The sequence below is a fragment of the Actinopolymorpha cephalotaxi genome (genome assembly GCF_013408535.1).
Lineage (GTDB): Bacteria > Actinomycetota > Actinomycetes > Propionibacteriales > Actinopolymorphaceae > Actinopolymorpha > Actinopolymorpha cephalotaxi.
Map to the genome: position 1 here is coordinate 2,465,277 of NZ_JACBZA010000001.1, position 24,797 is coordinate 2,490,073.

General features: G+C 72.3%; 21 protein-coding genes. 7 read left to right on the plus strand and 14 right to left on the minus strand.

Going from position 1 to position 24,797, the window contains the following annotated elements; translation table 11 throughout:
• The 5 genes from FHR37_RS10990 to FHR37_RS11010 all read right to left on the minus strand — a co-directional run bounded on the left by FHR37_RS10990 (position 1) and on the right by FHR37_RS11010 (position 5,297).
• Positions 1–429, minus strand: a complete 429-nt coding sequence (locus tag FHR37_RS10990; RefSeq protein WP_092882835.1) for a PPOX class F420-dependent oxidoreductase — start codon at positions 427–429, stop codon at positions 1–3.
• A 76-nt stretch (positions 430–505) separates the two neighbouring features.
• On the minus strand, positions 506–2,623 hold the full coding sequence (locus FHR37_RS33060) for a lanthionine synthetase LanC family protein (RefSeq protein ID WP_139238892.1): 2,118 nt from the start codon (positions 2,621–2,623) through the stop codon (positions 506–508).
• Between the two features lie 375 nt (positions 2,624–2,998).
• Positions 2,999–3,910, minus strand: coding sequence for a serine hydrolase (locus FHR37_RS11000; protein ID WP_092882833.1), 912 nt, complete (start codon positions 3,908–3,910; stop codon positions 2,999–3,001).
• 5 nt (positions 3,911–3,915) lie between these two features.
• Positions 3,916–4,320 (minus strand): GntR family transcriptional regulator, encoded by a 405-nt coding sequence (locus FHR37_RS32410; protein ID WP_202818011.1) that lies wholly within the window; start codon positions 4,318–4,320, stop codon positions 3,916–3,918.
• The gene (locus FHR37_RS11010) at positions 4,317–5,297 is read right to left on the minus strand and encodes a hypothetical protein (RefSeq protein ID WP_139238891.1); all 981 of its coding nucleotides are present in this window, start codon (positions 5,295–5,297) and stop codon (positions 4,317–4,319) included. The genes FHR37_RS32410 and FHR37_RS11010 overlap by 4 nt, the downstream gene beginning before the upstream one ends.
• Before the next feature lie 251 nt (positions 5,298–5,548).
• On the opposite strand from FHR37_RS11010, the gene FHR37_RS11015 reads away from it, so the two are divergent.
• A complete protein-coding gene (locus tag FHR37_RS11015) occupies positions 5,549–8,140 on the plus strand; it encodes a glycoside hydrolase family 2 protein (protein ID WP_092882831.1) in 2,592 nt (863 codons plus the stop codon).
• A 116-nt stretch (positions 8,141–8,256) separates the two neighbouring features.
• Here FHR37_RS11015 and FHR37_RS33065 read toward each other — a convergent pair whose 3' ends face one another.
• From FHR37_RS33065 to FHR37_RS11040, 5 genes are all read right to left on the minus strand, one after another.
• Complete coding sequence (locus FHR37_RS33065) at positions 8,257–9,252, minus strand: zinc-dependent alcohol dehydrogenase family protein (RefSeq protein ID WP_092882830.1); 996 nt, start codon at positions 9,250–9,252, stop codon at positions 8,257–8,259.
• 63 nt (positions 9,253–9,315) lie between these two features.
• A complete protein-coding gene (locus tag FHR37_RS11025) occupies positions 9,316–10,353 on the minus strand; it encodes an NAD(P)-dependent alcohol dehydrogenase (RefSeq protein ID WP_092882829.1) in 1,038 nt (345 codons plus the stop codon).
• Between the two features lie 57 nt (positions 10,354–10,410).
• Complete coding sequence (locus tag FHR37_RS11030) at positions 10,411–11,271, minus strand: carbohydrate ABC transporter permease (RefSeq protein WP_092882828.1); 861 nt, start codon at positions 11,269–11,271, stop codon at positions 10,411–10,413.
• Positions 11,268–12,191, minus strand: a complete 924-nt coding sequence (locus FHR37_RS11035) for a carbohydrate ABC transporter permease (protein ID WP_092882827.1) — start codon at positions 12,189–12,191, stop codon at positions 11,268–11,270. Before FHR37_RS11035 ends, FHR37_RS11030 begins: the two co-directional genes overlap by 4 nt.
• Before the next feature lies 1 nt (position 12,192).
• A complete protein-coding gene (locus tag FHR37_RS11040) occupies positions 12,193–13,683 on the minus strand; it encodes an ABC transporter substrate-binding protein (protein ID WP_175542453.1) in 1,491 nt (496 codons plus the stop codon).
• A gap of 163 nt (positions 13,684–13,846) precedes the next feature.
• On the opposite strand from FHR37_RS11040, the gene FHR37_RS11045 reads away from it, so the two are divergent.
• The 4 genes from FHR37_RS11045 (at position 13,847) to FHR37_RS11060 (ending at position 18,269) form a co-directional block, all read left to right on the plus strand.
• Entirely contained in the window at positions 13,847–14,662 is an 816-nt protein-coding gene (locus FHR37_RS11045; protein ID WP_237768707.1) for a DeoR/GlpR family DNA-binding transcription regulator, read from the plus strand.
• Entirely contained in the window at positions 14,659–15,576 is a 918-nt protein-coding gene (locus tag FHR37_RS11050) for a 1-phosphofructokinase family hexose kinase (RefSeq protein ID WP_202818009.1), read from the plus strand. Before FHR37_RS11045 ends, FHR37_RS11050 begins: the two co-directional genes overlap by 4 nt.
• 80 nt (positions 15,577–15,656) lie before the next feature.
• Positions 15,657–16,700: a 2-hydroxyacid dehydrogenase gene (locus FHR37_RS11055; protein WP_092882825.1), complete on the plus strand. Its 1,044-nt coding sequence runs from the start codon at positions 15,657–15,659 to the stop codon at positions 16,698–16,700.
• Positions 16,701–16,703: 3 nt separating this feature from the next.
• On the plus strand, positions 16,704–18,269 hold the full coding sequence (locus tag FHR37_RS11060) for an FGGY-family carbohydrate kinase (protein ID WP_237768706.1): 1,566 nt from the start codon (positions 16,704–16,706) through the stop codon (positions 18,267–18,269).
• 11 nt (positions 18,270–18,280) lie between these two features.
• On the opposite strand, the gene FHR37_RS11065 is transcribed toward FHR37_RS11060, so the two are convergent.
• Entirely contained in the window at positions 18,281–19,120 is an 840-nt protein-coding gene (locus tag FHR37_RS11065) for an alpha/beta fold hydrolase (protein ID WP_175542452.1), read from the minus strand.
• Positions 19,121–19,354: 234 nt separating this feature from the next.
• Between FHR37_RS11065 and FHR37_RS11070 the strand changes: the two genes are divergently transcribed.
• Positions 19,355–19,996, plus strand: a complete 642-nt coding sequence (locus FHR37_RS11070; RefSeq protein ID WP_139238890.1) for a hypothetical protein — start codon at positions 19,355–19,357, stop codon at positions 19,994–19,996.
• A gap of 71 nt (positions 19,997–20,067) precedes the next feature.
• Here the strand turns inward: FHR37_RS11070 and FHR37_RS11075 are convergent, their stop codons facing one another.
• A complete protein-coding gene (locus tag FHR37_RS11075; protein ID WP_092882821.1) occupies positions 20,068–20,805 on the minus strand; it encodes a putative glycolipid-binding domain-containing protein in 738 nt (245 codons plus the stop codon).
• Positions 20,806–20,981: 176 nt separating this feature from the next.
• Here FHR37_RS11075 and FHR37_RS11080 point away from each other — a divergent pair, with 176 nt between their 5' ends.
• On the plus strand, positions 20,982–21,710 hold the full coding sequence (locus FHR37_RS11080; RefSeq protein WP_175542451.1) for a carbon-nitrogen hydrolase family protein: 729 nt from the start codon (positions 20,982–20,984) through the stop codon (positions 21,708–21,710).
• A 39-nt stretch (positions 21,711–21,749) separates the two neighbouring features.
• Here FHR37_RS11080 and pip read toward each other — a convergent pair whose 3' ends face one another.
• Positions 21,750–22,694 carry a prolyl aminopeptidase gene (gene pip / locus FHR37_RS11085; protein ID WP_092882819.1) on the minus strand — a complete coding sequence of 315 codons (945 nt, stop codon included), beginning with the start codon at positions 22,692–22,694 and terminating at the stop codon, positions 21,750–21,752.
• Positions 22,695–22,726: 32 nt separating this feature from the next.
• A complete protein-coding gene (locus FHR37_RS11090) occupies positions 22,727–24,790 on the minus strand; it encodes a S9 family peptidase (RefSeq protein ID WP_092882818.1) in 2,064 nt (687 codons plus the stop codon).
• Between the last annotated feature and the right edge of the window lie 7 nt (positions 24,791–24,797).

Sequence of the window (24,797 nt, forward strand, 5' to 3'; positions counted from 1 at the left end):
TCAGGCGGCCGACTGCTCCCGCGTGGTCAGCTCGTAGTGCAGCGTGTGGTAGCGGGCGAGCCGGTGGGTCATCGGCACGGCGATCCCCTGCAGCAGGGGGTACTTGCGGCGCAGCAGCCGGCGGACCGGGCCGGCCTCCACCTCGGTCAGCAGCCGGGCGGTGGCCTCCGAGGCCGGGCCCGTCGGCTGCCCGCGTGTGGTGGAGGGCGCGATCTCGACCCGCTGGTCGCGCCGCAGCCGCTTGGCCTTGCCGGCAACGGAGTAGGTACGGAAGTAGGCGTGCGGGCCGTCGACGACGACGTGGACCGCCGTCGGGACCGGGGTGCCGTCACGCCGGAAGGTGGTCAGCACGACCGTGCGCTGGCGGGCGAACCGCGCGAACGGCGCCCCCACGGTGCTCGAGGATGTCCCCGAGGATTTCTCGGCCATGGTCTGCGTTCCTCCGGATGCTCACGTCGGTACGGGGTACGCCTGCCAGGACGATGCACCCGCCGCGCCCGTGACATCACCGCCGGGCGGACCGGCCCCAGAGGTGGTCGTCCACCAGCAGTTCGTCGACCAGGAACATCCGCCGGCCGCCGTACCGCAGCCGGGTGAGGAACGCCAGCACCCCGGCCAGGCCGACGTTGTAGTCGGCGACCACTCCGGTCAGCGTGTCGTCGGCGACGAGCACCTTCCCGCCGCGCCGGCAGTGCCGAACCGCGAGCAGCGGAACGAGGTCCTCGGCCCAGGCCCGGTAGGTGGGGTCGTCGAGGAGTTCGGCGGCGTCCAGCAGGAACTCCCCGTCGCCGGCGAGCCCGTGGCAGGCGACCGGTGACGCGGTCCAGCGGGCGCGGTAGGCGGCGCCGGCCGCGGCGCGGGCGTACTCGGCGAAGCGCTGCTCACCGGTGACGGCGTACAACCTGAGCAGGAACGTGCCCACGCCGGACGAACCGCTGCACCAGTGCGGCCGCCAGCCGGCCTCGTGCGGACCGGCCGGCCACCAGGCCGCGCCGTCGTCGTCGGTGTGCGCCGCCCGGCACAGCGCGTCGCCGGCCTCGCCCGCCAGGGTGAGCGCTGCCGAGTCGTCCAGCGCGGTGCCCAGGGCGAGCAGGGTGTAGCCAATGCCGGCGACACCGTGGGCAAAGCCGTACGGCCCACCGGCGGGTTCGGGTCCGGCAGAGGAGACGCGGGCGGGCCAGGTGGGGCCGTGCGGCCCGGGCTCGGCCGCCGACCACAGCGCCTGGGCGTAGCCGGCGGCCCGTGCACCGAACCGGGTGTCCCGGACGGTCGGCCTGGCGTCGTCACAGGTGAGCGCGGCCAGGTGCAGGTGGGTCAGCGCCGCCCCGGCCAGCCCGTGCGCGACGTCGGCGGTCGGCCAACTGGTCGGCAACCGCAGGGCCAGCCGCTCCGCCTGGGTGTGCAGCGGGGGCTCACCCAGAACCGCCGCCGCCTCGCCCAGCACCCAGGCCACCCCGGCCCGCCCGGAGTACAGCCCGGGCAGCGGCGGGCCCGTCCGGCCGGCGCACTCGGCCCGCTCGGCCAGCCACCCGGCGGCCTTGCGCGCGGCGGCGTCCAGGGTGACCGGTGCGAGGTCGAAGGACGCACCGTGCCCGTGCGCGCGCAGGAGTACGGCGAGGACGCCGGCGGCGCCGTGCTGGACGTCGCACGGATCGGTGCGGGATCCCTCGGTGCCGGTAGGCCACAGCCGGTCGCCGTCGGGGCGCATCCGGGTGGTGAGGTGGTCGAGCCCGTCGGCGAGGAGTTCGTCCCCGCCGGGCTGACCGGTCGCGGGTACGCAGGGTGCCGGCATGGGCGTCACGGGCTGCTCGGGCACCGGGTCGCAGAGCAGGCGTTCGAGCGCCGCGAGGTCGCACCGGTCGGCGGGGCGCGGGGCGAGCAGTTCGCCGATCGCCGGTGCGAACAGCCGTGCCGTGTCGCCGTACGGCGCGATCACCGCCAGCCAGGCAGCCAACCGGTCGCGACGGCAGCGGCGGAGCGCCTGCGGATCGTCGGTGCCGGTGGTGCCGGTGGTGCCGGTGGTGCCGGTGGTGCCGTCGGGGTCGTCGGCCGGCAGCAGCGGATCGGTGCCGGTCGCGAGCAGGAAGAACAGGCAGCCCAGGCCGTAGAGGTCGGCGGCGACCGAACCCGAACCGTCCGATGCCGGGTCGCGGAACGGCCCGGCGTACGCGAAAGATCCCGCTGCCAAGGACGCGGTCGACGGGCACGGGTCGGAGACCGTCAGCGAGCCGTCGACGTGCACCACGAACCGGTCCGGTGACAGGTCGCCCAGTGGGCAGCCGGCGCGGTGGGCGGCGCCGACGGCGGCGACCAGCCGGCGGGCCATCGCCACGGCCAGGTCGGCGGGTACGCCCGCACTACCGGCGGAGTGGCGGCGTACCCACTGCCGAAGGGTCTCACCCGGTGGGGGCTCCTCGGCCGGGTCCTCCCCGGCGGACTCCCGGACCCGGAGGCCGCCCTCGGCGGCATCCGGCGCGCTCGAGCCCGAACCAGAACCGGCGCCCGATCGCGGGTCCACCGCCGACGGGACCAGCCTGCGCGGGCCGGGCACCTCCGTCGGAGCGACGATTCGGGTGAACACCACATCGATTCGGGCGAATACCGCGTCGTCGGGTGGGTACACAGTCAGCACCTCCCCGGACGTCGGAGCGAGACCGGGCACCGGAACCCCAGCTCTGGCCGGATTCGAGGCCGCAGTCGTGAGAGCACCTCGGGCAGGTCGTCCTCGTGTGACGTCACCGGTGTTTCGTCCTCCCGCAGTAACGCGCGCACCCGGGAACCCAGGTGGACCGGTGCCGCCCGGGGTTTCGGCGACCGTGCCACCTGCCGGTCGTGGCGGATATCGGCGGCTCCCTCCTCCGTCGAAACCCACGCACACTTCAGGTGTTCATACGACTACCAACAGCACGCGACCGCGCGCAAGACTTTCCGTGACATTTTTCAGAGATTCAGTAACAGGGAGTTATCAGTCACGCGGAACGGGGGACGCGGCACCCGCTCAGGCGGTAGTGGCGTTCGCCCGCACCGTCCAGGTCGCGGCGGCCACTCTCGCCACGACCGCGCATCCGGCCTCCTCGTCGAGGTCGGCACTGACGCACGTCACCAGGACGTACGGCGGCGCGTCGCCGGGCAGCACCAGCGCCGCACTGTGCCGGACCCCGTCCACCCAGCCGTTCTTGTGCGCCACCGGTGTGCCGGCCGGCAGCCCGGCCACGACGTCCTCGGTCACCTCCTGGCCGAGCAGCACGGTCAGCATCTGCGCGCACGCCTGGGGAGAGGCGAGGGTTCCGTCGTAGAGGGCGGTGAGCAGGCCGGCGAGGTCGGCAGCGGTCACCAGGTTGGACAGGCCTGCCTGCTCCGCGCCGTAGTCCTGGATTCCGCGGGCCACCACCGAATGGCGCGCCCCGGCGACCGACCACGCGGCGGCCACGGCCGGCAGTCCGACTCGTTCCAGGACGAGGTTGGTGGCGAGGTTGCTGGAACGTACGATCATCCGCCGGGCCAGCCAGCGCAGGCTCGCCGACTGCCCGAGCAGCGCCCACGGCTCGGGATCGCTGTCGTAGTCGGCGGTGGCGTGGTAGCTGCTCCCGTCGCCGGTCGCGGACTCGAAGTCGTCGTGCACCGGTACCTGCTCGTCCAGGTCGAGCAGGCCCTCGTCGGCCAGCCGGTACGCCGCCGCCAGCACCGCGACCTTCATGGTGCTGGCGGCGTAGTGGGTGGCGTCGGGTTCGCGGACGTACGCGGGTGGATGCCCGGGCCGGCCGAACCACACCGAGGCCCGGCCGGGCAGGGCGTCGAGGTCGGCGTCGAGGTCCCGGCCGACCGCGGCCACGGCAGGCTGGGCCGAGGTCTGGGCCGGGGGCTGGGACAGGTCGAGCTGCGAGGTGGACTGGGACGCTCCGGTCGGCATGTCGATCAGTCTGGCCGATCGAGGAGCCGCTGCACCATGGCCACCGCGGTGCGGGCGTCGGCGCCGAGGGCGCGTGCGGCGTCGACGTAGTCCTGCGCCGCCGACCTCAGCGGGTCGGCCGCGCCGGCCGGGGCGGCGGCGACCACCGTCCCGTGCCGGCGTGCGGTGGCCAGGATGCCGTCGCCCTCGAGTTCCTTGTAGGCGCGGGCGACCGTGCCGGGAGCGATGCCGAGGTCGGTGGCGAGCTGACGGATCGCGGGCAGCCGGGCGCCGATCGGAAGCTGACCGCGTTCGACCAGGCCGAGGATCTGGTCGCGTACCTGACGCCAGGGCGCGACGCCCTCGGCCACGTCGACGGTGATCCACGCGGCCGGACCGGACGAGGAGGAGGAGGGGGAGGAGGAGCTCACCGGGTGGCCTCGACCAACCGCTGCCGGCGTCGCCACGGCGAGATCAGGCCGCACCAGACGACCAGACCGGCAAGCATGTAGGCGATGTTGACGGCGTTGACGACCGACCAGGCCGACATCAGCCAGGAGTCGAGGACGGGCAAGCCGGGAGCGACCGGCGGCGATCCAGTCGTCATGGGGTCCGTGCCTTCGACGATCCGCTCCGTCAAGGTCCCGGACAGGCCGAGAACCAGCAGTACCGCCGTTCCGGTGGCCAGCCGTGCGGTACGGATCCGCAGGGCGGAGTCGACGGCGGCGTCCGCGGCCAGAGGTGCGCGGGTCAGGGTCAGCCGTACGACCGCCGCGACACTGACGGCGACGAGAACCAGCAGGGCCAGGGTCAGCCAGATCGCACCGCTGCCGCGTGGAAGCGAGCTCAGCGCGTCCGGCGTGAGTACTCCGTGCGGGCCGATCCGGCCCGGGTTGCGATCGGCCCACGCGTGGACGTCGTCCGCCCACGCCTGTACACCGAGCGCCGGCACGACGCAGGCGGCAGCCAGTACGAAGACTGCGGCAGCGCCCGCCAGCCAGGCACGTGGCACCAGGTCGGTCAGCCGTCGCGGCACCAGGGTGGCGACCCGGGCGGTGGACGCCGGGCGCCGCAGACCCGCGACGAGTTCACCGACCAGGAGCGTGCCGACCAGAGCGCCGAGCAGAACGGCCATGGTGCCGACCGTCCCCTGTCCGGCAAGCCGGTAGGCGAAGGTCAGCAGGATCGCGAGCACGATCAGCACCAGCGGGTAGAGGCGCCGTCGTTCACGCAGGTAGTCCGCTGCGGCCTCGCTCTGCTCCCGGGTCGGCTCGGCGATGCCCCACCGCTGCAGCATCACGAAGCCCTGCACAGGGCCGACCCGGAAGGCGAACTTCCAGACGAGTACGCCGAGCAGCACCACGACGGCGCCGTAGATCACCAGCTCCGTCACTCCAAGAGAACCCATCGTCGAACCCCCGTTTTGTGGGCCGGCTTCGTGCCGGACCTCTTTGTACCGAGAACTTGGCACAATAGTGCGCCGGGCGCAACCGGCGCGCAAGGGGTTTGCCCGGTGACAAGCTCCCGGCCCGGATGCGGGAAGGTAGGAGCGGTCGATCACCGGCCGGTCGACGACGACCGGGTCGGTCGCGACCTCGAGGCAAGCCGGGTCGGCGGTCCGTCGGCCGGGGCCGGTGGAGCGGGCAGGAGGATTCGCGGATGAGTCAGTGGCGAGAACTGCACGAGGGTTGGACGCTGCGGGTGGTGGGGGAGGCCGACGGCGTTCCCCGGGAGGTTGCGGACGCCACGGTGCCGGCAACGGTGCCGGGCAGCGTGCACACCGACCTGCTCGCGGCGGGCCTGATCCCGGACCCCTACCTCGACCGGAACGAGTACGACCTGGGCTGGATCGGCCGGGCCGACTGGCGCTACAGCACCACGTTCGACTGGACGCCGGACGGCTCGGACCGCACCGACCTGGTCTGCGACGGGCTGGACACCGTGGCCACCGTCGAGCTGAACGGCGAGGTGGTCGCCACCACCCAGAACATGCACCGTTCCTACCGGTTCGACGTGGGCGCGAAGCTGCGGGAGGGCCGCAACGAACTGGTGGTGACGTTCGCGTCGGCGCAGCAGTACGCCGAGCAGCTGCGGGACAAGCTCGGCGACCTGCCCGGCCCCAACTCCGCCACCCCCGAGCCGTTCAACTTCATCCGCAAGATGGCCTGCAACTTCGGCTGGGACTGGGGCCCGGTGCTGGTCACCGCGGGCATCTGGAAGTCGATCCGGCTGCACAGCTGGAGCGGCGCCCGGCTGGCCAGGGTCCGTCCCGTGGTGGACGTCGACCTGGGTGAGGGCCGCGACGTCGCGACCGCCGGCCGGGTCCGCGTACTCGCCGACGTGGAGTACGCCGGGACCGCGACCGCAGCCGGTGACGGCGGCGCGGCCGGCGTCAAGTCCGGATTGACGCTGGCCGCGAGCGTGGCGGGATCCCAGGCAGAGGTGGGGATTCCGGCCGGTGCCACCAGCGCCGAGGTGGAGCTGAGCGTCGACAGCCCCCGGCTGTGGTGGCCGCACGGGCACGGCGAGCAGCCGCTGTACGACCTGGCCGTCGAGCTGTCGGACGGCTCCGGAGGTGGCCTGGACGGCTGGTCGCGCCGCGTCGGCTTCCGTCAGGTGGAGCTTGACACCACTCCTGATGGCCCTGCCGACCCTGACAACGCCGCCGACGGCGAGGCGGGTTCGGCGTTCACGATCGTGGTCAACGGCGTGCCGGTCTTCGCCCGCGGCGCCAACTGGATCCCCGACGACTGCTTCCCGTCCCGCGTCGACGCGGCCCGCTACCGCACCCGGCTCCAGCAGTCCAGGGACGCCCACATCGACCTGCTGCGGGTGTGGGGCGGCGGCCTGTACGAGCAGGACGCCTTCTACGACGCCGCCGACGAGCTGGGCATCCTCGTCTGGCAGGACTTCCTGTTCGCGTGCGCGTCCTACCCGGAGGAGTCGCCGATCGCGGAGGAGGTGGAGGCCGAGGCGCGGGAGAACGTCGCTCGGCTGATGCCGCACCCGAGCCTGGTGCTGTGGAACGGCAACAACGAGAACATCTGGGCGTGGTTCGACTGGGGCTGGCAGCCGAAGGTCGGCGACCGCACCTGGGGCGAGGGGTACTACCTCGACCTGCTGCCCAGGGTGGTCGGCGAGACCGACCCGAGCCGGCCGTACTGGCCCGGTAGCCCCTACTCCGGCTCGATGGACCGTCACCCCAACGTCGACGAGCACGGCTGCAAGCACGTCTGGGACGTGTGGAACCAGGTCGACTACTCCGTCTACCGCGACTACGTCCCGAGGTTCGTGGCGGAGTTCGGCTGGCAGGGCCCGCCCACCTGGGCCACACTGACCCGCGCGGTGCACGACGAGCCGCTGGCGGCCGACTCGCCCGGCGTACTCAGCCACCAGAAGGCCACCGACGGCAACGCCAAGCTGGCCCGCGGCATCGCACCGCACTTCCCCGAGCCGGGCAACGTCGAGGACTGGCACTGGTTCACCCAGCTCAACCAGGCAAGGGCGCTCACCGTCGGGATCGAGCACTACCGCTCGCACCGGGGCCGGTGCATGGGCACGGTGGTGTGGCAGATCAACGACTGCTGGCCGGTGACCTCCTGGGCGGCCGTCGACGGCGACGCCCGGCCCAAGCCTTTGTGGTACGCGCTGCGCAAGGTGTACGACCCGCGGCTGGTCACCGTCCAGCCCCGTCCGGAGGGCCTCACGGCGTTCCTTGTCAACGAGGGGTTGACAGGGGCCGGCGAAGCGCTCGGGGACGGCGGGGTGTGGGAGACCGGCCTGTCGGTCGAACGCCGTACGTTCTCCGGTGAGGTGCTCGCCAACTGGTCGACCTCGGTGAGCGTGCAGCCGGGCGCCACGGCGGCGGTGCGGGTGCCGGTCGACGTGGCCACCACCACCGACCCGTCCACGGAATACCTGGTGGTCACCGCCGGGGACCGGCGGGCCACGTGGTTCTTCGCCGCCGACAAGGACCTCGCCTACCCCGCCCCGGACTGGGACGTCGAGGTGAGCGCCGACGGCCCGGTGACCCGGGTGACCGTCACGACGCGAACGCTGGTGCGCGACCTCGCGTTGTTCGCCGACCGGCTCGACCCGGCCGCGGTCGTGGACGACATGCTGGTCACGCTGCTGCCGGGGGAGTCGCACACGTTCGAGATCACCGGGCTGACCCGGCCGGTGGACGTGGCCGAGGTCAGCGGCCGGCCCGTGCTGCGCTGCGCCAACGACACGGTCGCCTCGGCCTCGTGAGCCGCACGATCCGGTAGACGCCAACACGAAGGTCCCGGCATCCCACTCCAGGGATGGCCGGGACCTTCGTACGTTCGGCCCGTCGGGGAAACCGCCTCACCCGTCCGGGCGGCGGCTCAGGGGACGATCTGGATCTTGCGGCCCACACCGGCCTTGAACTGGTCGAGTGCGGTGGCGTAGTCGGCCAGCGGAAAACGGTCGCTGATCATCACGTCCGGGCGCAACGCGCCGTTGACGAACAGGTCACCGGCGCGTTCGAAGCTGTGCAGCACCGCCATCGAGCCGGTGATGGTGATCTCCTGGTTGTAGATCTTGTACGGCTCGATCTGCACGCGTGCGTCGTAGGCGGCCACCCCGAACTGCAGGAACGTCCCGCCGCGACCCACCCGCGACAGCCCGTCGGAGATCGCGGCGGCGACCCCGGTGCAGTCGACCACGACGTCCCAGCCGCGGGGAAAGCCCCCGGTGAGCTCGTCGGCGCTGGTGGCGGTGCCCGAGCAGCCGAGTTCGCGGGCGGTCTCCAGCCGCTTGGAGTTGAGGTCGACGACGTTGACGCTGCCCGCCCCGGCCCGCTTGGCGAGCTCCATCATCATCAGGCCCATCGTGCCGGCGCCGTAGATGAGGTAGTGGTCGGCGAGCATGCGGGGGAGTACGTCGAACCCGCGGACCGCGCACGACAGCGGCTCGATCAGCGCGGCGTCACCGGTCGAGACACCGTCGGGGAGCCGGTAGCAGTTCTTCACCGGGGCGAGGGCGTACTCGGCCGCGCCGCCGGCGGTGGTCACCCCGATCGCGGCCCAGTTCTCACAGAGGTTGCCGCGTGCCCGGCGGCAGTAGTGGCACTCCCCGCAGTGCAGGGACGGGTCGACCGCCACCTGGTCGCCGGTGGCGAACTCGGTGACATCCGTACCGACGGCGACCACCTCGCCGGCGAACTCGTGGCCGGGTACGACCGGCAGGGTGGGGGCGAACTCGCCTTCCAGGATGTGCAGGTCGGTGCCGCAGATCCCGCACGCGGCGACCTTGACCACCACGTCGCGCGGCCCCGGGGTGGGGTCCGGGACACTCTCGACACTGACCTCACCGGGTGCACTGATGACGGCGGCTTTCACCGGAACTCCTCCTCGGGGCTGAACCTGGGAACTGCCTGACGGGTCTCGCGGGTCCGGCGTGGCTCACGGCCGGTCCGGGTGGACCATGGCCTTGATGGTGTTCTCGTCGCGGGCCAGCGCGGTGAGTGCCTGCTCGGTGGCGTCCAGCCCGAAGTGGTGGGTGGCCAGCCGGTCCAGGTCGACCTCCTTGCCGGTGGCCAGCGCGATCGCGGTCGGCCAGGTGTTGGCGTACCGGAACGTGCCGGTGACCTCGATCTCGAAGCTCTGCACGTGCGCCAGCGGCAGCGGGATCTCGTCCCCGCCCATGCCGACCAGCACCACCCGGCCGGCCCGGCGCACCCGCCGGATCGCCTCGCCGATCGCGGGCGGGAAGCCGGAGCATTCGATCAGCACGTCCGCCTCGACACCGGCGTCGGCCAGCGACGTCTCGGCCACGTTCACCGTGGTCGCGCCGAGCGCCCGCGCGGTCTCCAGCCGCTGTGGGAGTACGTCGGTGACCACCACCTCGGCGGCCCCGAACGCCCGTGCTGCCTGCAGCGCGACCAGCCCGATCGGCCCGGCACCGGTGACGAGCACCCGGGTGCCCGGGCCGACCCGCGCCTTCTGCGAGCTCCACACCCCGACCGACAGCGGCTCCAGCAGCGCCGCCGCGTCGTCGGACATCGAGTCCGGCACCGGGTGAGCGAACTCCTCGTGCAGGACGACGTACTCACAGAACGCCCCGTCGATCGGCGGGGTGGCGAAGAACCGCATGTCCGGGCAGAGGTTGTAGCGGCCTGCACGGCACTGCGCGCAGGTGAAACAGGGCACGCCCGGCTCCATGGACACCCGCTGCCCGACCTCGTGCCGGGTGACCTCGGACCCGCGCCCCACCACGACCCCGCTCGACTCGTGCCCGAGGACCAGCGGCGCGCGGACGACGAAGTCGCCGATCCGGCCGTGCTCGTAGTAGTGGACGTCGGAGCCGCAGGTGCCCACCGAGCGCACCTGGATCAGCACCTCGCGCGGGCCCGGCTCGGGGACCGGCCGTTCCTCCACGGCGAGGTCCTTCACCGAACGCAGGACCGCGGCCCGCATGGTCGGGGGAACCGCTTCGCCCATCGTCGTACTTCCTCTCGGTTCAAGCTCAGGTCAGCTCAGGTCAGCTGTGGTTCCGGCTCATTCTCCGGTGACGGCGCCGAGCGTGAGCCCGGTGACCAGCCACCGGCGGACGGCGAGTCCCGCCAGCATCATCGGGACCACCACGAACGTACCGATCGCGCACAGCTGACCCCAGTCGATGCCGGTCTGTGTCACCAACTGGCTCGCCGCGATCGGCAGCGTCTGGGAGTTGGGGCCGCTGAACACCAGCGCGAACGCGTAGTCGTTCCACGCGAACACCAGGCACAGCACGAACGTCGTCACCAGTCCGGCCTTGGTCAGCGGCAGCACCACCCGGTAGAACGCCTGCCAGCGCGAGCAGCCCGCCACCAGCGCCGACTCCTCCAGCGAGGGTGGCACGTCGGCGAAGAACGCGCTCATCAGCCAGATCGCGAACGGCAGGTCGAAGGTGAGGTAGGCCAGCACCAGCCCGAACACCGAGTCGATCAGGTCCAGCTGCCGGAAGATCAGGAACAGCGGGAGCACGACGGCCGCGATCGGCGCCATCCGGGTGGAGATGATCCAGAACGACAGGTGCCGGCGGCCGCGCATCCGGGTGCGGGACAGGCCGTACCCGGCGAGGGCGCCGAGCGCCACGGCGAGCACGGCCGACACCCCGCCGGCGAGGATGCTGTGCGTGAGGTACGGCGTGAGGTCGTTGGCGCCGGAGAACAGGTTGCGGTAGTTGTCCAGCGTGGGGGCGAAGAGGAACTTCGGCGTACCCGACGTCACGTCCGCCTTCGACTTCAGCGACGACGACAGCATCCACACCAGCGGGACGAGGGTCCACACCAGGCCGACCGCGAGCAGCACCCAGGCGAGCGTGCGCGAACTCTTCGTACCCCGCTCCAGCGGGCTGGTGGGAGCGGCGGCGCTCATCGGGTGAGTCCCTTCTGGTCGAGGAGCCGGACGAAGATCCGGGCGATCGCGATCGAGACCGCGAGCATCACCAGGCCGATGGTCGCGGCGTACCCGAGGTCGAAGAACCGGAACGCCGTCTCGTACAGCCGTACCGGGACAGTCTTGGTGGCGTCGGCCGGGCCGCCGTTGGTGGTGACCCAGATGATGTCGAAGTAGCGGATGGCGTCCATCGACCGGATCAGCAGCGCCACCAGCAACACGTTGGAGATGGACGGCAGCACGATGTGGCGCAGCGACTGCGCGCCGCTGGCCCCGTCGATCGAGGCCGCCTCGCGCACCGACAGTGGCACCGAGGACAGCCCGGCCAGGGTGATCAGCGCGATCAGCGGCGTCCACTCCCACACGTCCATTGCCACCACGGCGGCGAACGCGGAGTACTTCCCGCCGAGGATGTCGCCGGTGTAGCCGGTGCCGCGCAGCAGCCAGGCGTACAGGCCGAACGTGGAGTCGGTGAGGAACCTGCCGAGCAGGCCGACGACGACGGGTGCGACGAACATCGGCAGCAGGAGCAGGCTGAGGACGAGGTTGCGGCCGCGCACGACCCGCCACAGGCACAGCGCGAGCACCACGCCGCCGACCATCTCCAGGCCGACGGTGAGGACGAAGAACGCGCCAGTACGCAGCCAGTTGGCGGCCATGTCGAGGTCGCTGAAGAACCGCGCCCAGTTGTCCAGGCCCACCCAACTGGTGGCGACCCCGCCGAGCAGGCGTACCTGGGAGAAGTTCATCCAGATGATCGCGAGGAACGGCACGATCGACAGGGCGGCCAGCAGGATCACGCCGGGCGCCATCAGCCGCCCCTCGAACGCAAGCCGGGGTTGACGCCGGCCGGTGCGCGAGGCGCTCTTCTCGGAGACGTCGGTGAGGGTGTCGCTCATCTCAGCTCACCCACCCTCGGGCCACGATCCGGTCGATCCGGTCGGCGGTGTCGCCCATCGCCTGCGCCGGCTTGGCGTCGCCGAGCAGCATGCGGGACAGCTGGGTGTAGATGGCGGTGTCGCATTCGTTCCACATCGGGATCTTCGGCCGCAGGCCGATGTTGGCCGGTTTCCACGCCTCGTTGACGGCGTCGGCGGTGAGCATGTTGGGCATCGCCGACGGCCGCTTCTCCGCCTTGCGTACCTCCGGAAGCTCGTAGACCGAGGTGCGGGTGGGTGTCCCGCCGCCGGCCTTGCTCTTGAGGTTGGCGAGCTGGGTGCGCGGCGCGGTCGCCCAGACCGTGAACAGCCACGCGGCCCGGCGCTCGTTGGGCAGGGTGTTGGCGCTGATCCCGATGCCGGTGCCGCCGTAGTGGCTGGCCGAGCGGGCCGGGCCCTTCGGCAGCCGGGCGTAGCCGACCTTGCCGGGCATGGCGGCCTCGTTGCTGGCGGCGAACTCGTGCCAGTTGGGGCACATCGCGATCCGGCCCGCGCGGAAGGCCGCGCCGACGCCGTCCCAGTCCCAGGTGCGCGACGCGGGGTCGGCCGACGCCAGCAGCCGGTCGTAGAACGCGGCCGCCTCCGCGGCCTGGTCGCTGTCCAGCCGGCACTTTCCGGGGTCGGTGGCGCCGAGACTGCCGACGGCCTTGCCGTTGTCGAAGTAGTCGCCGCCGTAGGACCACAACACGTTGGAGAAGTCGCACATCAGCGAGTCGTGCTGCTTGGCCTGGTGGCCGGTGCCGTACGGGATGTCGTCGGTCTTGTCGTTGAACCACTTCGCGATCGCGGCGTACTGGTCCCAGGTGGTGTCCGCGCCCGGTGTGGGGTCGAAGCCCAGGTCGTTCGACATCGCGTCGTGGTGCTTGTCGAACAGGTCCTTGCGGTAGTGCCAGATCATCGTCGGGCAGTCGTAGGGAAGCGCGAACACCTTGTCGCGGTCGCCGAACTTGCCCGCCGCCTCCAGCTGGGTGGGGATGAAGTCGCCGAACCCGCCGGTCAGGTGGGGCACCGAGGAGTCCGCGGCGAGCTCGCGCAGGTCGACCAGGCCCTTGGAGTACGGCGCGAGCACCTGGTAGGGGTCGGCGTAGATGACCTGGTACTGCGACTGGCCCGAGGCCAGGTCGAGGGCGACCTTCTGCACCAGCGCGGACAGCTCCAGCGTCACGATGTTGACCCGGATGCCGGTGAGCTCGGTGAACGGCGCGAGGTTGGCGGCGATGGCCGCGGTGGGCGCGGTGTTCTCGGAGACGAAGTTGAGCGTGGTCCCGGCGAACTGCCGCCACGGATCGCTCGTCGAGGCGCGGGCGACGTCCTTGGGTGAGGAACAGCCGGACATCGCGGCGCCGGCGAGACCGGCCCCGGCCGCGCCGGCGAGGCCGCGGAGCAGGGTGCGGCGGGTGGTGATCCCGGCGGCCGGGGGTGGTGGGTTGGCTGTGGGGGTGGCTCCGCTCATTGTCCGAACCTCCGTAGTACGAGCAGGCCCCGACCATCCACCCACTACGTACCAGAGTCAAGCGATGACCCACACAACCACAGAAACCCGGACCGAAACCCACATGCATGGTCTTGTGTGAGCGCTGCCACTTCCGTCATGCTCGGCGGGTGATGGTCGAGTGATGGTCCAGCAAGACGACCGACCGGACAGACTCGGGCTCGGCCGGGCATCCGGGATGTACGCCGAGGAGCGCCAGCTGGAGATCCTCACACGGGCCCGGGCGGACGGGCGGGTCGAGGTGGCCGGGCTGGCCGACGCGCTGCGGGTCACCCAGGAGACGGTGCGGCGCGACCTCACCGTGCTCGAACGCCAGGGCCTGCTCAGACGGGTGCACGGCGGCGCGATCCCGGTGGAGCGGCTCGGCTACGAACCCCGGCTCGCCACCCGCCGCGAACAGCAGCGCGAGGAGAAGGCGCGGATCGCCCGGGCGGCACTGGACCAGCTCCCCGCCGAGGGCGCGGTGCTCCTCGACAGCGGCTCCACCCCGGAGGCCCTCGCCCGGCTGCTGCCCACCGACCGCGAGCTCACCGTGGTGACCAACTCGCTGCCGATCGCGACGTTGCTCGCCGACCAGCCCCAGCTGTCGGTGTGGAGTCTCGGCGGCCTGGTCCGCGGCCGCACCTACGCCACCGTCGACGACTGGGCCCGCCGGCAGCTGGAGGACCTGTCGGTGGAGGTGGCCTTCGTCGGCACCAACGCCGTGACGCCCGGGCACGGGCTCAGCACGCCGCTGCCGACCGAGGCGGCGGTGAAGGCCGCGATGGTCGCGGCCGGGAAGCGGCGGGTGCTGCTCGCCGACCACTCCAAGTTCGGGCGTACGAGCTTCTGCCGGTTCGCCGGCCTGGCGGACTTCGACGTGGTGGTCACCGGCACCGAGCTCGGCGAGGCGGAGGCGGCCGAGGTCGAGGCGGCCGGCCCCACCGTGGTGCGGGCGTGAGTGCCGTGATCCTCACCGTCACCCCGAACCCGAGCGTGGACCGCACCCTGGACGTCGCGTCGCTGGTGCCCGGCGTGGTCAACCGCGCGAGCGGCGGACATGTCGAGCCCAGCGGCAAGGGCGTCAACGTCACCCGCGCGCTGGCCGCCAACGGCGTCCGGTCCCGGGCCGTGCTGCCGCTCGGCGGCACCGAGGGCGACCAGTTGCGCAGGCTGCTGGAGGACGAGTCGGTGTCCTACGTCGGTGTGCCGGTGACCGAGGCGGTGCGTGTCAACATCTCCTTGCGTACCCCTGACGGTGTCGTCACCAAGGTCAACGAGCCCGGACCCACCCTGAGCTGGGGCGAGGCCGAGGCGCTCGCGGAGGCGGTGCTCGCCCACCTCGGCCACGGCGACTGGGTGGTCGGCGCGGGCACGCTGCCGCGCGGGGTTTCCGACGACTTCTACGCCGACCTCGCCGAGCGGGTACGCGAGGCCGGCGGGCGGTTCGCGCTGGACTCCAGCGGCGCGGCGCTGCGGCAGGGACTGGCCGGCCTGCCGGCACTGGTCAAGCCCAACCTGGACGAGCTCGCCGAACTCACCGGCACCACCCTGCCCACCCTCGACGACGTGCTCGCCGCCGCCGCGAAGGTACGCCGGGCCACCGGCGCCGACGTCCTGGTGAGCCTGGGCGAAGAAGGTGCGGTGCTGGTCGGTGACGGGCCGCCGCTGCACGCCCGGGCCGGTGGGCCGGTGCGGGTCGCCAGCACCGTCGGGGCGGGGGACAACCTGCTGGCAGGTTTCCTCGCGGTGGACGGCCCGCCCGCCCGGCGGCTACTCGAGGCGGTGGCGTGGGGCACCGCTGCCGTACGCAGTCCACGCAGCCTGGCCGGGCCGGTCACCGACGACGACCGCGCGCTGGTCGTACTCGGCTGACTCTCCTACGGCAGGCTCGGGTGACTCGGCCGGCTCGGGTGATCACGGCCGGCCGCACCCCGGTCGGGTAGGTTCCGGGCGTGCGCACACTCGTGATCGGCGACCACTACATTCCCGCGTCCGCCTACGTCGAGGCCCTCGCGGGCGCCGGCCTGGACCCGGCGGGCGTCCGTACCGTCGACTGGTCCGGCGGCAAGGCCGACCAGCACGCTGCCCAGCAGCGGATGGAGAAGGAGGGGCCGGGCGCCGTACCCGTACCCGCGGAGATCGCCGCCGCGGTGGGTGACGCGCAGGCACTGGCGTTGCACTTCGCGCCCGTACCCGCCGAGGTGCTGGACGCGGGCTCTGACCTGCGAGCGGTCGTGGTGGCCCGGGCCGGGCTGGAGAACGTCGACATCGAGGCGGCCACCGCCCGCGGCATCGCGGTGGTGCCGGTCGCCGGCCGCAACGCCTCCGGTGTGGCCGAGCTCGCGATCGGCCTGATGATCAGCGAGGGCCGCAGCCTCGCCCGGGCCGACGCCTCGGTGAAGGCCGGCGGGTGGCGCAAGGACTTCGGCGGGCCGGGCACCGAGATCGGCGGCAGCACCGTCGGCCTGGTGGGGTTCGGGCACGTGGGCCGGGAGCTGGCCGGGCGGCTGCGCGGGTTCGGCGTACGGCTGCTGGTCGCCGACCCCTATGTCGGCGACGACGTGCTCGCCGCCCACGAGGCGACCCGGGTGGACCTGGACACGGTCTTCGCCGAGTCCGACTTCGTGCACGTGCTGGCCCGGCTGACCCCGCAGACCGAGCGGTTCGTCGGCGCCGCGCAGTTCGCGCTGATGAAGCCGACCGCGTACTTCGTCAACACCTCCCGCGCCCGGCTGGTCGACCACGACGCGTTGTACGACGCGCTGGCCGAACGCCGGATCGCCGGCGCCGGACTGGACGTGTTCGACCACGAGCCGCTGCCGCCCGACAGCCCCTGGCGTTCCCTGGACAACGTCACGCTCACCACGCACTTCGGCGGGGAGACCCACACCACCAACACCCGCTCCGCCCGGCTGGTGGCCGAGGCGATCGCCGAACTGCACCGCACCGGGCGGGTCGCGTCGGCGGTGAACGCGTCCGCGCTCGGCTGGGGCTGACCCGTGACAGTGACTCGTGCGGGCGGCGCGGCCGGCGCCGGAGCAGTCGGAGCAGCTGGGGCAGCCGACCTGCTGCTCGGGGTGGACGCCGGGCAGACCGTCACCAAGGCGTGCGTCTTCGACCGCGAGGGACGTGAGCTCGGCGCCGGCAGTGCCCGGGTGCGGGTGCACAGCCCGCGGCCGGGCTGGGTCGAACGCGACCTGGACGAGGTGTGGGCGGCGACCGTGGACGCGATCGGCGCGGCGCTGACGGCTGCCGGGGTGAGCGGCGCCCGCGTCGGCGCGGTCGGCATCGTCGGCCACAACGACGGGCTGTACCTCCTCGACGAGGCCGGCCGTCCGGTGCGCCCGGCCGTCACCGCGATGGACACCCGCGCGCACGACGTGCTGCGGGACTGGCGCGCCGGCCCGGTGTGGGCGCGTGCCCTGGAACTGACCGGTCAGGTGCCGTACGCGGGCTCGCCGTCCACGCTGCTGGCGTGGTTCGCCCGGCACGACCCGCAGGTGCTCGACCGCACCCGCTGGGTGCTGTTCTGCAAGGACTGGTTGCGCTACCGGCTCACCGGGGCGATCGCCACCGACCCCAGCGAGGCCAGCTGCGCGTTCACGTCCGTGCGTACCCAGGACTACGCGCCGCAGGTCCTCGACCTGTACGGGTTGGACAGCCTGGGCGGTCTGCGTGACCGGCTGCCGCCGCTGCTGCCCAGTGCCGGGATCGCGGGGGAGGTGAGTGCCGCCGGTGCGGCCGCCACCGGCCTGGCCGCCGGCACGCCGGTGGTCACCGGTGCGCACGACGTGGACGGTACGGCGGTCGGCCTCGGAGCGGTCGAACCCGGGCTGCTCAGCCTGGTGGCCGGAACGTTCAGCATCAACCAGGTGGTCAGCACCGACGTCGTGGTGGACGAACGCTGGCAGGCGCGCACCTTCGTCGAACCGGGGCGCTGGCTGGCGATGTCCACCTCCGCCTCCTCGGCCACCAACCTCGACTGGTGGCGTACGGCGTTCGGCGTGCCCGGCACCGACGAGGGGTACGCCACGCTGGAACGCGAGGCCGCCGGCGCGCTGTCCGGCCCGAGCCAGCTGATCTACCACCCGTTCCTGTACGGATCGCCGTACGGCGAGACCGCGAGTGCCGCGTTCCTCGGCGTGCGCGGCTGGCACACCCGCGGCGACCTCGTGCGCGGCCTGCTGGAAGGCGTGGTCCTCGGTCACCGGGTGCACGTGGACGCGCTGCGGGAACGCTTCGCGCTGTCCGACGTCGCCCGGCTGTCCGGTGGCGCGGCGCGCAGCGCGGTGTGGTCGCAGATGTTCGCCGACGCGCTGGACCTGGAGGTCGAGGTGGCCGCCGGCACGGAGCAGGGTGCGCGGGGCGCGGCGCTGCTGGCGGCGCTCGGCGTCGGGTGGTACTCCTCGCTGGCCGAGACCGCGCAGACGGCACGCATCGTGCGCCGGCACGTGCCCGATCCCGCTCGCCGGGAGGTGCTCGCCGACGCCTACCGCCGGTTCGTCGCCGTGGCGGGGGCACTGGGCCCGTGGTGGGACGACCAGCACGCCGCAAGCCGCGATTGACAGACGGGGGCTCAGCGAGCGGGTTGCACCGCTGCTGCGATGGTGGTCGCGAAGCCGGCCGGATTGTCGTACGTCATCACGTGGGCGGCGCTCGGCACGACGTGCACGGTCACCCCCGCCGGCTCCAGCCCGCCCAGGTCGAAGCCGGCGGTGTGCTCACCGACCAGCAGCGCGCGCGGCATCAGCCCTCGCGTGAGCTGCGTACGGAACGTCGGCTCCCGGTCGGCCAGCATCGACACCGACGTACGGTGCATCCCGACCGGCGTCCAGCGTCCGGTGGTGGCGTGGAACACCGACTTCCCGGCCGCGTGTTCGTCCCGGGCGACGACCGCGCGCAGGGCGTCGTAGCCGCGCCGGACGAAGGCCTCCTCGGTCTGGGCGGCGACGTGCGCGCTGAGGTCGCCGACGCCGGGGTCGAGGTTGGGTTCGCAGGCGACCAGGGTGCCCACGAGGTCGGGCCGGCGGTGGGCGAGCACGATGGCGACCGACCCGCCGAGGCTGTGGCCGACCACCGTGGTGCCCTCGAGCCCGTCGGCGTCCAGGACGGCCGCGACCGCGTCGGCGTGCTCCTCCACGGTGTACCCGAACCGCGCGGGGTCGGCCGAGTCGCTCCACCCGGTGCCCACCAGGTCGACCAGCAGCGAGCGATGCCGCCGCAGCGCCGGGTGGGCGACCACGTGCGGGAAGTCGGCGGAGGTGGCCGCGCCGAGACCGGCGACGTAGACGAACACCGGATCCGGGGAACCAGCCGCGTCGCCGGTGTCGTCGCCGGTGTCATCGTTGGGGGAGGCACCGGGCAGGTCGAGGTAGCGGACCCAGGAGCCGACGTGGGACAGATACACCGAACGCATGACCGCCCAGCATGCCGTATCGCCGCACCCTCGTCCGGCCCGCATCGGGTGCCGGATGCCGGGTGCTGGGTGCCGCGTACGCCCGGACGGGACCGGTGCCACTCCGGAGCGAAAATCCCAGGTTCTCTTCAGGTGTTTCCCAGGTTCGGGGCCAATAGTGGTGCGCGACCCCGCGCCGCGCTGCCGCGCGGGCAGGCGGCCCGAATGCCGGGCGCCCGACGAACGGAGCAGAACATGAGTCCTGCAGGACGCACCGTCAGCCGTACCACCGTTGTCGGAGTGGCCGCCGCCGCGGCGACCGTCTCCGGGCTCGTGGTGGGCGGCATCGCGCTGGCGGACAACGCCTCCGGCCCCAAGGCCCAGGTCGCCGCCCAGCCACAGGCCACACCGACCGCCAAGCCGACGGCCGCGCCGGCACCCGGGGAACGCGGCGGCCTGCGGCACCCCGGTCTGCCTGGCGAGTCCGACCGCTTCGGACCCAGAAGGTTCGGGCCCGGTGGGTTCGGGCCTGGTGGGCTCGGGCTCGCAGGACGCGCCCTGCACGGTGAGTTCGTCGTCGCGAAGCCGGGTGGCGGCTACCAGACCGTCGCCAGCCAGCGCGGCAGCGTCCAGTCGGTCAGCTCCACGGCAGTCACGGTGAAGAGCACCGACGGCTACACCCACACCTACGTCGTGGACGCCAAGACCCGGGTGAACGCACTCCGGGAGGGGATCGGGTCGATCAAGAAGGACCAGCAGGTCGCGGTCGTCGCGACGGTCAGCGGCACCACCTCGACCGCCGTCCAGATCGTCGACCTGGCAGACCGTGGGATGGGTAAGCAGTGGCGCCACCCCGGTCAGAAACAGGCTCCGGCACCGAAGAGCGGCACCAACTAGAGGGGATCGGTGCGGTGGCCGGATTCTTCCGCGGAAGAATCCGGCCACCGCCGCCGTGGACCGTTGCCGGCTCAGGTCGCCGCGAGGACGTCTCCCGCCGCACCGTCCGGCTCGTCACCTCGCTGAGCCCTCTTCGTGAGGTCCGCCGTACCGGCAACGTCGATCCCGGCCGCTGCCGAAGCCGCCGGTCCGACGAGGCGGGCGATTCCCGGGTAGTCGACGACCAGCCCGTCCCGGTCGAAGACGATGTCGGCGGTGAAGTCGTCGCTGTCGAACCGGATCACCGCACCGTCGTCAGCACCGTCGCCGGCACCGTCACCGTTCGCGGATACGTGGGTGTACCGCTGGCGGCTGGGGTGCACCGACAGGTCGGGGACCGACACCCATGCGGTCAGCAGTTCGACCGGGCCGCCTCCGGTGAGCAGCTTGTGCCGGCGCACCGGCATAGTGTTGGTGAGCGGGGACAGCCCGAGGTCGCAGTCCAGCGCGTCGCCGTAGAGCCGTGCCTCCCCGCCCGGCGACGGCGCGTCCAGGTGGCCCTCGGCGTCGGCGAAGATCTCCCAGCGTCCGGCGCCGTCACGGCGCAGCTCCAGCACCCGCCGCCAGCCGACGCCGAACGCGTGCACCCGCAGCGACGACGTGGCGTAGTCGTCGCCGGTGGTGAGGGCGTACTCCAGCCGGTACGGCACCGGGTCCGCGCCGATCGCCGAACCAACCGCGGACAGGTGCCCGCGTGCCAGCTTCACTTCGGCGAGCTCAGCGCCGGCGTCCTTGCACCACACCAGGGACCGGTGTACGTCGGGATCCATGCGGCCACCTCCTCACGGTTGGCGGGAGGCTACCCCCACACGGACCCCGTGCGGGCGGAATCGACCAAGCCTGGCCGCCGGTCCCGCCCGTCGGTCCTGGTCGAGGCCGGGAGTGGCCGTGCGATGATCCGGCACCATGTCGGTGGTGAGGATCGCGGTGGCGCAGGGTGCCGGCGTTGACGGGCCTCCCAACTTGGCGCCGGCCGGGCGAGGCGGACTGGTCACAGGTCGACTGGCCGCTGTTCGCGGCGGAGCGGCAACGAACGATCGAGCATGCCGGGGAGCTCGGGCTGTGGACCGTCGTCGGCGCGATACACCACGAGCCCGGTGCCGAACGGCCGTTCAACAGTCTCTACGTGATCGGGGACGACGGCGTCCTGGCCGGACGGTACGACAAGCGGTTCCTGTCTTCCCGCGAGGCGGCGGTCCTGTACGAGGCAGGTGACCACGCAACCGTCGTCACCGTCGACGGGATGCGCTTCGGTTGTGCCATCTGCGTGGAAGCGCGGGTGCCGGAAGTGTTCACCGAGTACGAGTCGCGGGGCGTGGACTGCGTGCTGCTCGCCAGCTACAGCGATGCACCGCCGTCGGAGTCCCTGGATGACCGGCGGCCGTTGGCGTACGCGCTGCTGACGGAGATGTGGATCGCGTTCGCCGTTCCCGGCGCCGTCGCGGGGGCCACGACGTCGGGAGTCGCCGCTCCGGATGACCGCTGGCTGGCTCGTGGCGTACCCGATGGAACGCCCCAGGTCGTGTTCGCCGACCTCGACCCGGACAACCGGACCGTGCTTCCGGCCTACGACTCCGGACGAGCGTGGCGAGCACGCCAGGCGCCGACGATACGAACCCGGCTCGGCAAGGTCGAGCTGCTCGGCTCGTCCGGTGATCCGGCACCAGGTCCGTGACCCGTGTCCGCCGGCTGATGTGCGACCCTCCGCCGGCCCCTAGGAAACGGGGGATGTGGCGAAGCGGTCGGTCGCGGCGATGACGGCTTCCGCGGTTCCGGTGGCGTGCGTGCCGTTCTCGACGATCACCAGTTCGGAGCCCTGCCAGGCGTTGTGCAGGACCCATGGATTGCCGCTCAGCGCGCCGAGGTCGAGCCGCCCGTGCACGATGACGCCGGGAATGTCCTTCAGCACGTGTGCCTTGCGGGCCAGTTCGTCGTCGGCCAACCAGCACCTGTTGCTGAAGTAGTGCGTGACGAGTCGGGCGAAGGCGAGCTGGAACCGGGGTTCCCACGGCTCGTGCTCGACGTCACGGCCGGGCGGGATCGTGGCGATGGCGTCCTCCCACGCGCACCAGGCCTCGGCTGCTCTGCGGTGCACGGCGGGGTCGGGGTCCATCAGCAGCCGGTGGTAGGCGGCCGAGATGTCCTCGCCCGGATCGGGGACGCCGGCGAGGAAGCGCTCGTACGCCTCGGGGGCCAGGCCGCCGAAGCCGCGGATCAGCCACTCGACCTCGCAGTGCCTGCCGGTGGCGACGGCGGTCACGACCAGCTCCGAGACCCGCTCCGGGTGGCGCAGCGCATAGGTCAGCGAGAGGACCGAGCCCCAGGAAACGCCGAACAGCAGCCACCTGTCGATGCCCAGGTGCTCGCGCAACCGCTCCATGTCGCGGATCAGGTGGTCGGTCGTGTTGGTGGACAGGTCGACCACGGGCTCGCCGGCGTGCGGGGTGCTCCGGCCGCAGTTGCGCTGGTCGAAGGAGACGATGCGGTAGACGGCCGGGTCGAACTGGCCGGGGGAACGCGTGCCGCACCCCGAGCCGGGGCCCCCGTGCACGTACAGCGCGGGCTTGCCGTCAGGGTTGCCGCACGCCATCCAGTACACGCTGTGCCCGTCGCCGACGTCGAGCATGCCGTGGTCGTAGGGCTCCAGCTGGGGGTACATCCGCCCTCCCGTCAGAACTGACAGCGGGCGGCCTACCCGGACGTCTTCGCGAGGCCCACCTGGTCGAGGACGAACGCGTGCACCTGCGCCTCGTCCCGCCAGGCGTCGTACCTGCCCGACGGTCCGCCGTGGCCCGCGCCGAGTTCGGTCTTCAGCAGCACGGGTCCGCCGCCGGTCATCCGGTCACGCAGCCGCGCGACCCACTTCGCCGGCTCCCAGTAGCTCACCCGCGGGTCGTTCAGCCCGGCGGTGGCATAGATCGCGGGGTAGCGGCTGGCGGAGACGTTGTCGAAGGGCGCGTACGCCTTCATCGCGGCGTACACCCGCGGGTCGGCCACCGGGTTTCCCCACTCGTCCCACTCCCGCACCGTCAACGGCAGCGACGGGTCGAGGATGGTGGTGAGCGCGTCCACGAACGGCACCTCGGCCACCGCCGCGGCGCACAGGTCCGGCCGGAGGTTGAGCACGGCACCGATCAGCAGGCCGCCCGCCGACCCGCCCCGGATCGCCAGGCCGTCCCGGGTGGTCCAGCCGGTCTCCACGAGGTAGTCGGCGGCGGCCACGAAGTCGGTGAAGGTGTTTGCCTTCTCCAGCCGCTTGCCGTGGTCGTACCACGACCGGCCGAGCTCCCCGCCGCCGCGCACGTGCGCGACCGCGAACGCCACCCCGCGGTCCAGCAGCGACAGCCGCAGGGTGGAGAACCACGGATCCATCGAGTGTTCGTACGACCCGTAGCCGTACAGCAGGACGGGTCCGCCCTCGGGCCGGTCGTCGCGCCACACCAGCGAGATCGGCACCTTCGTCCCGTCCGGAGCGGTGGCCCACTCCCGGGTCGACTGGTAGCGGTCGAGGTCGACGTTCAGCACCGGCTGCCGCTTGCGCAGCCTGCGCGCGTCGGTGGCGAGGTCGACGTCGATGACGGAGTTCGGCGTGGTCAGCGAGGTGTAGTCGATCCGCAGCGTGGAGGTGTCGAACTCCCGGTTGGTGCCGACGTCGACGGTGTAGATGGGTTCCTCGAACACCATCCGGCGGCGCTCCGCGTCGGCGACGGAGATCACGTCGAGCTCGGTGCGCCCGTCGGAGCGCAACGCCACCACCAGGTGGTCTGCGAACGCGTCCACCGACACGATCCGCACCCCCTCCTGGTGCGGGATCACGTCCGTCCAGCTCTCCGGGCGCGGGTCGTCCACCGGCGCCTGCGCGAGCCGGAAGTCCGGGCCCTGGTCGTTGGTGACGAACAGGAACCGGTCGGCGTGGTGCTCCAGGCTGTACTCCACACCGGGCCGGCGCGCGGCGACCAGGCGCCACCGCCCCTCCGGCTCGCCCGCGGGCAGGACGTGCACCTCGCTGGACTCGGTGGCGTGCAGGTCCAGCACCAGCCACTCCCGCGAACGGGTGCGGGAGATGCCGAGGAAGAACGACTCGTCCTCCTCGGTGAAGACCAGCACGTCCTCGGCCTGGTCGGTGCCGAGCCGGTGCCGCCACAGCTTCCACGGCCGGTGGGCGGGGTCGAGGGTGGTGTAGAAGAGGAAGGCCTCGTCGGCGGACCAGGCGGCGCCGTACCCCGTCGGGCTGATCGTGTCGGGCAGGTGCTCGCCGGTGCGGAGGTCCTTCACCCGCATCCGGAACTCCTCGCTGCCGTCGGTGTCCACCGAGTAGGCGAGCAGGTGGCCGCTCTGGGAGACCGAGAACGCACCCAGCGCGAAGTAGTCGGTGCCCTCCGCCGCCTCGTTGCAGTCCAGCAGCACCTCCTCGGCGCCGCCGTCCTCGCCGCCGCCCTCGGCACCGACCGGCTGCCGTACGAACAGCGGGTACTGCTTGCCCTCCTGCGTACGGGTGAAGTACTCCCACGCGCCGTCGCGTGCGGGAACGTCCTCGTCGGTCTCCTTGATCCGGGAGCGGTACTCCTCGAACAGCTCCTCACGCAGACCGGCCAGATGTGCGAGGGATTCCTCGGTATGGGCGTTCTCGGCCTGCAGATGGGCGAGCACGGCCGGGTCCTCGCGGTCGCGCAGCCAGGCGTACTCGTCGACCCGTTCGTCACCGTGGTGGCGGTGGACGAAGGGACGCTGCTCGGGGCGGGGTGCTGTCGGCATGGCGCCG

Coding starts and splice junctions, on each gene's coding strand:
- FHR37_RS11090 (WP_092882818.1), bottom strand. CDS start 24,790: ATGCCGACAGCACCCCGCCCCGAGCAGCGTCCCTTCGTCCACCGCCAC.
- pip (WP_092882819.1), bottom strand. CDS start 22,694: ATGTACCCCCAGCTGGAGCCCTACGACCACGGCATGCTCGACGTCGGC.
- FHR37_RS11025 (WP_092882829.1), bottom strand. CDS start 10,353: ATGGGCGAAGCGGTTCCCCCGACCATGCGGGCCGCGGTCCTGCGTTCG.
- FHR37_RS11040 (WP_175542453.1), bottom strand. CDS start 13,683: ATGAGCGGAGCCACCCCCACAGCCAACCCACCACCCCCGGCCGCCGGG.
- FHR37_RS11035 (WP_092882827.1), bottom strand. CDS start 12,191: ATGAGCGACACCCTCACCGACGTCTCCGAGAAGAGCGCCTCGCGCACC.
- FHR37_RS11045 (WP_237768707.1), top strand. CDS start 13,847: ATGGTCCAGCAAGACGACCGACCGGACAGACTCGGGCTCGGCCGGGCA.
- FHR37_RS10990 (WP_092882835.1), bottom strand. CDS start 429: ATGGCCGAGAAATCCTCGGGGACATCCTCGAGCACCGTGGGGGCGCCG.
- FHR37_RS11065 (WP_175542452.1), bottom strand. CDS start 19,120: ATGCGTTCGGTGTATCTGTCCCACGTCGGCTCCTGGGTCCGCTACCTC.
- FHR37_RS11015 (WP_092882831.1), top strand. CDS start 5,549: ATGAGTCAGTGGCGAGAACTGCACGAGGGTTGGACGCTGCGGGTGGTG.
- FHR37_RS11000 (WP_092882833.1), bottom strand. CDS start 3,910: ATGCCGACCGGAGCGTCCCAGTCCACCTCGCAGCTCGACCTGTCCCAG.
- FHR37_RS11075 (WP_092882821.1), bottom strand. CDS start 20,805: ATGGATCCCGACGTACACCGGTCCCTGGTGTGGTGCAAGGACGCCGGC.
- FHR37_RS11070 (WP_139238890.1), top strand. CDS start 19,355: ATGAGTCCTGCAGGACGCACCGTCAGCCGTACCACCGTTGTCGGAGTG.
- FHR37_RS11030 (WP_092882828.1), bottom strand. CDS start 11,271: ATGAGCGCCGCCGCTCCCACCAGCCCGCTGGAGCGGGGTACGAAGAGT.
- FHR37_RS11010 (WP_139238891.1), bottom strand. CDS start 5,297: ATGGGTTCTCTTGGAGTGACGGAGCTGGTGATCTACGGCGCCGTCGTG.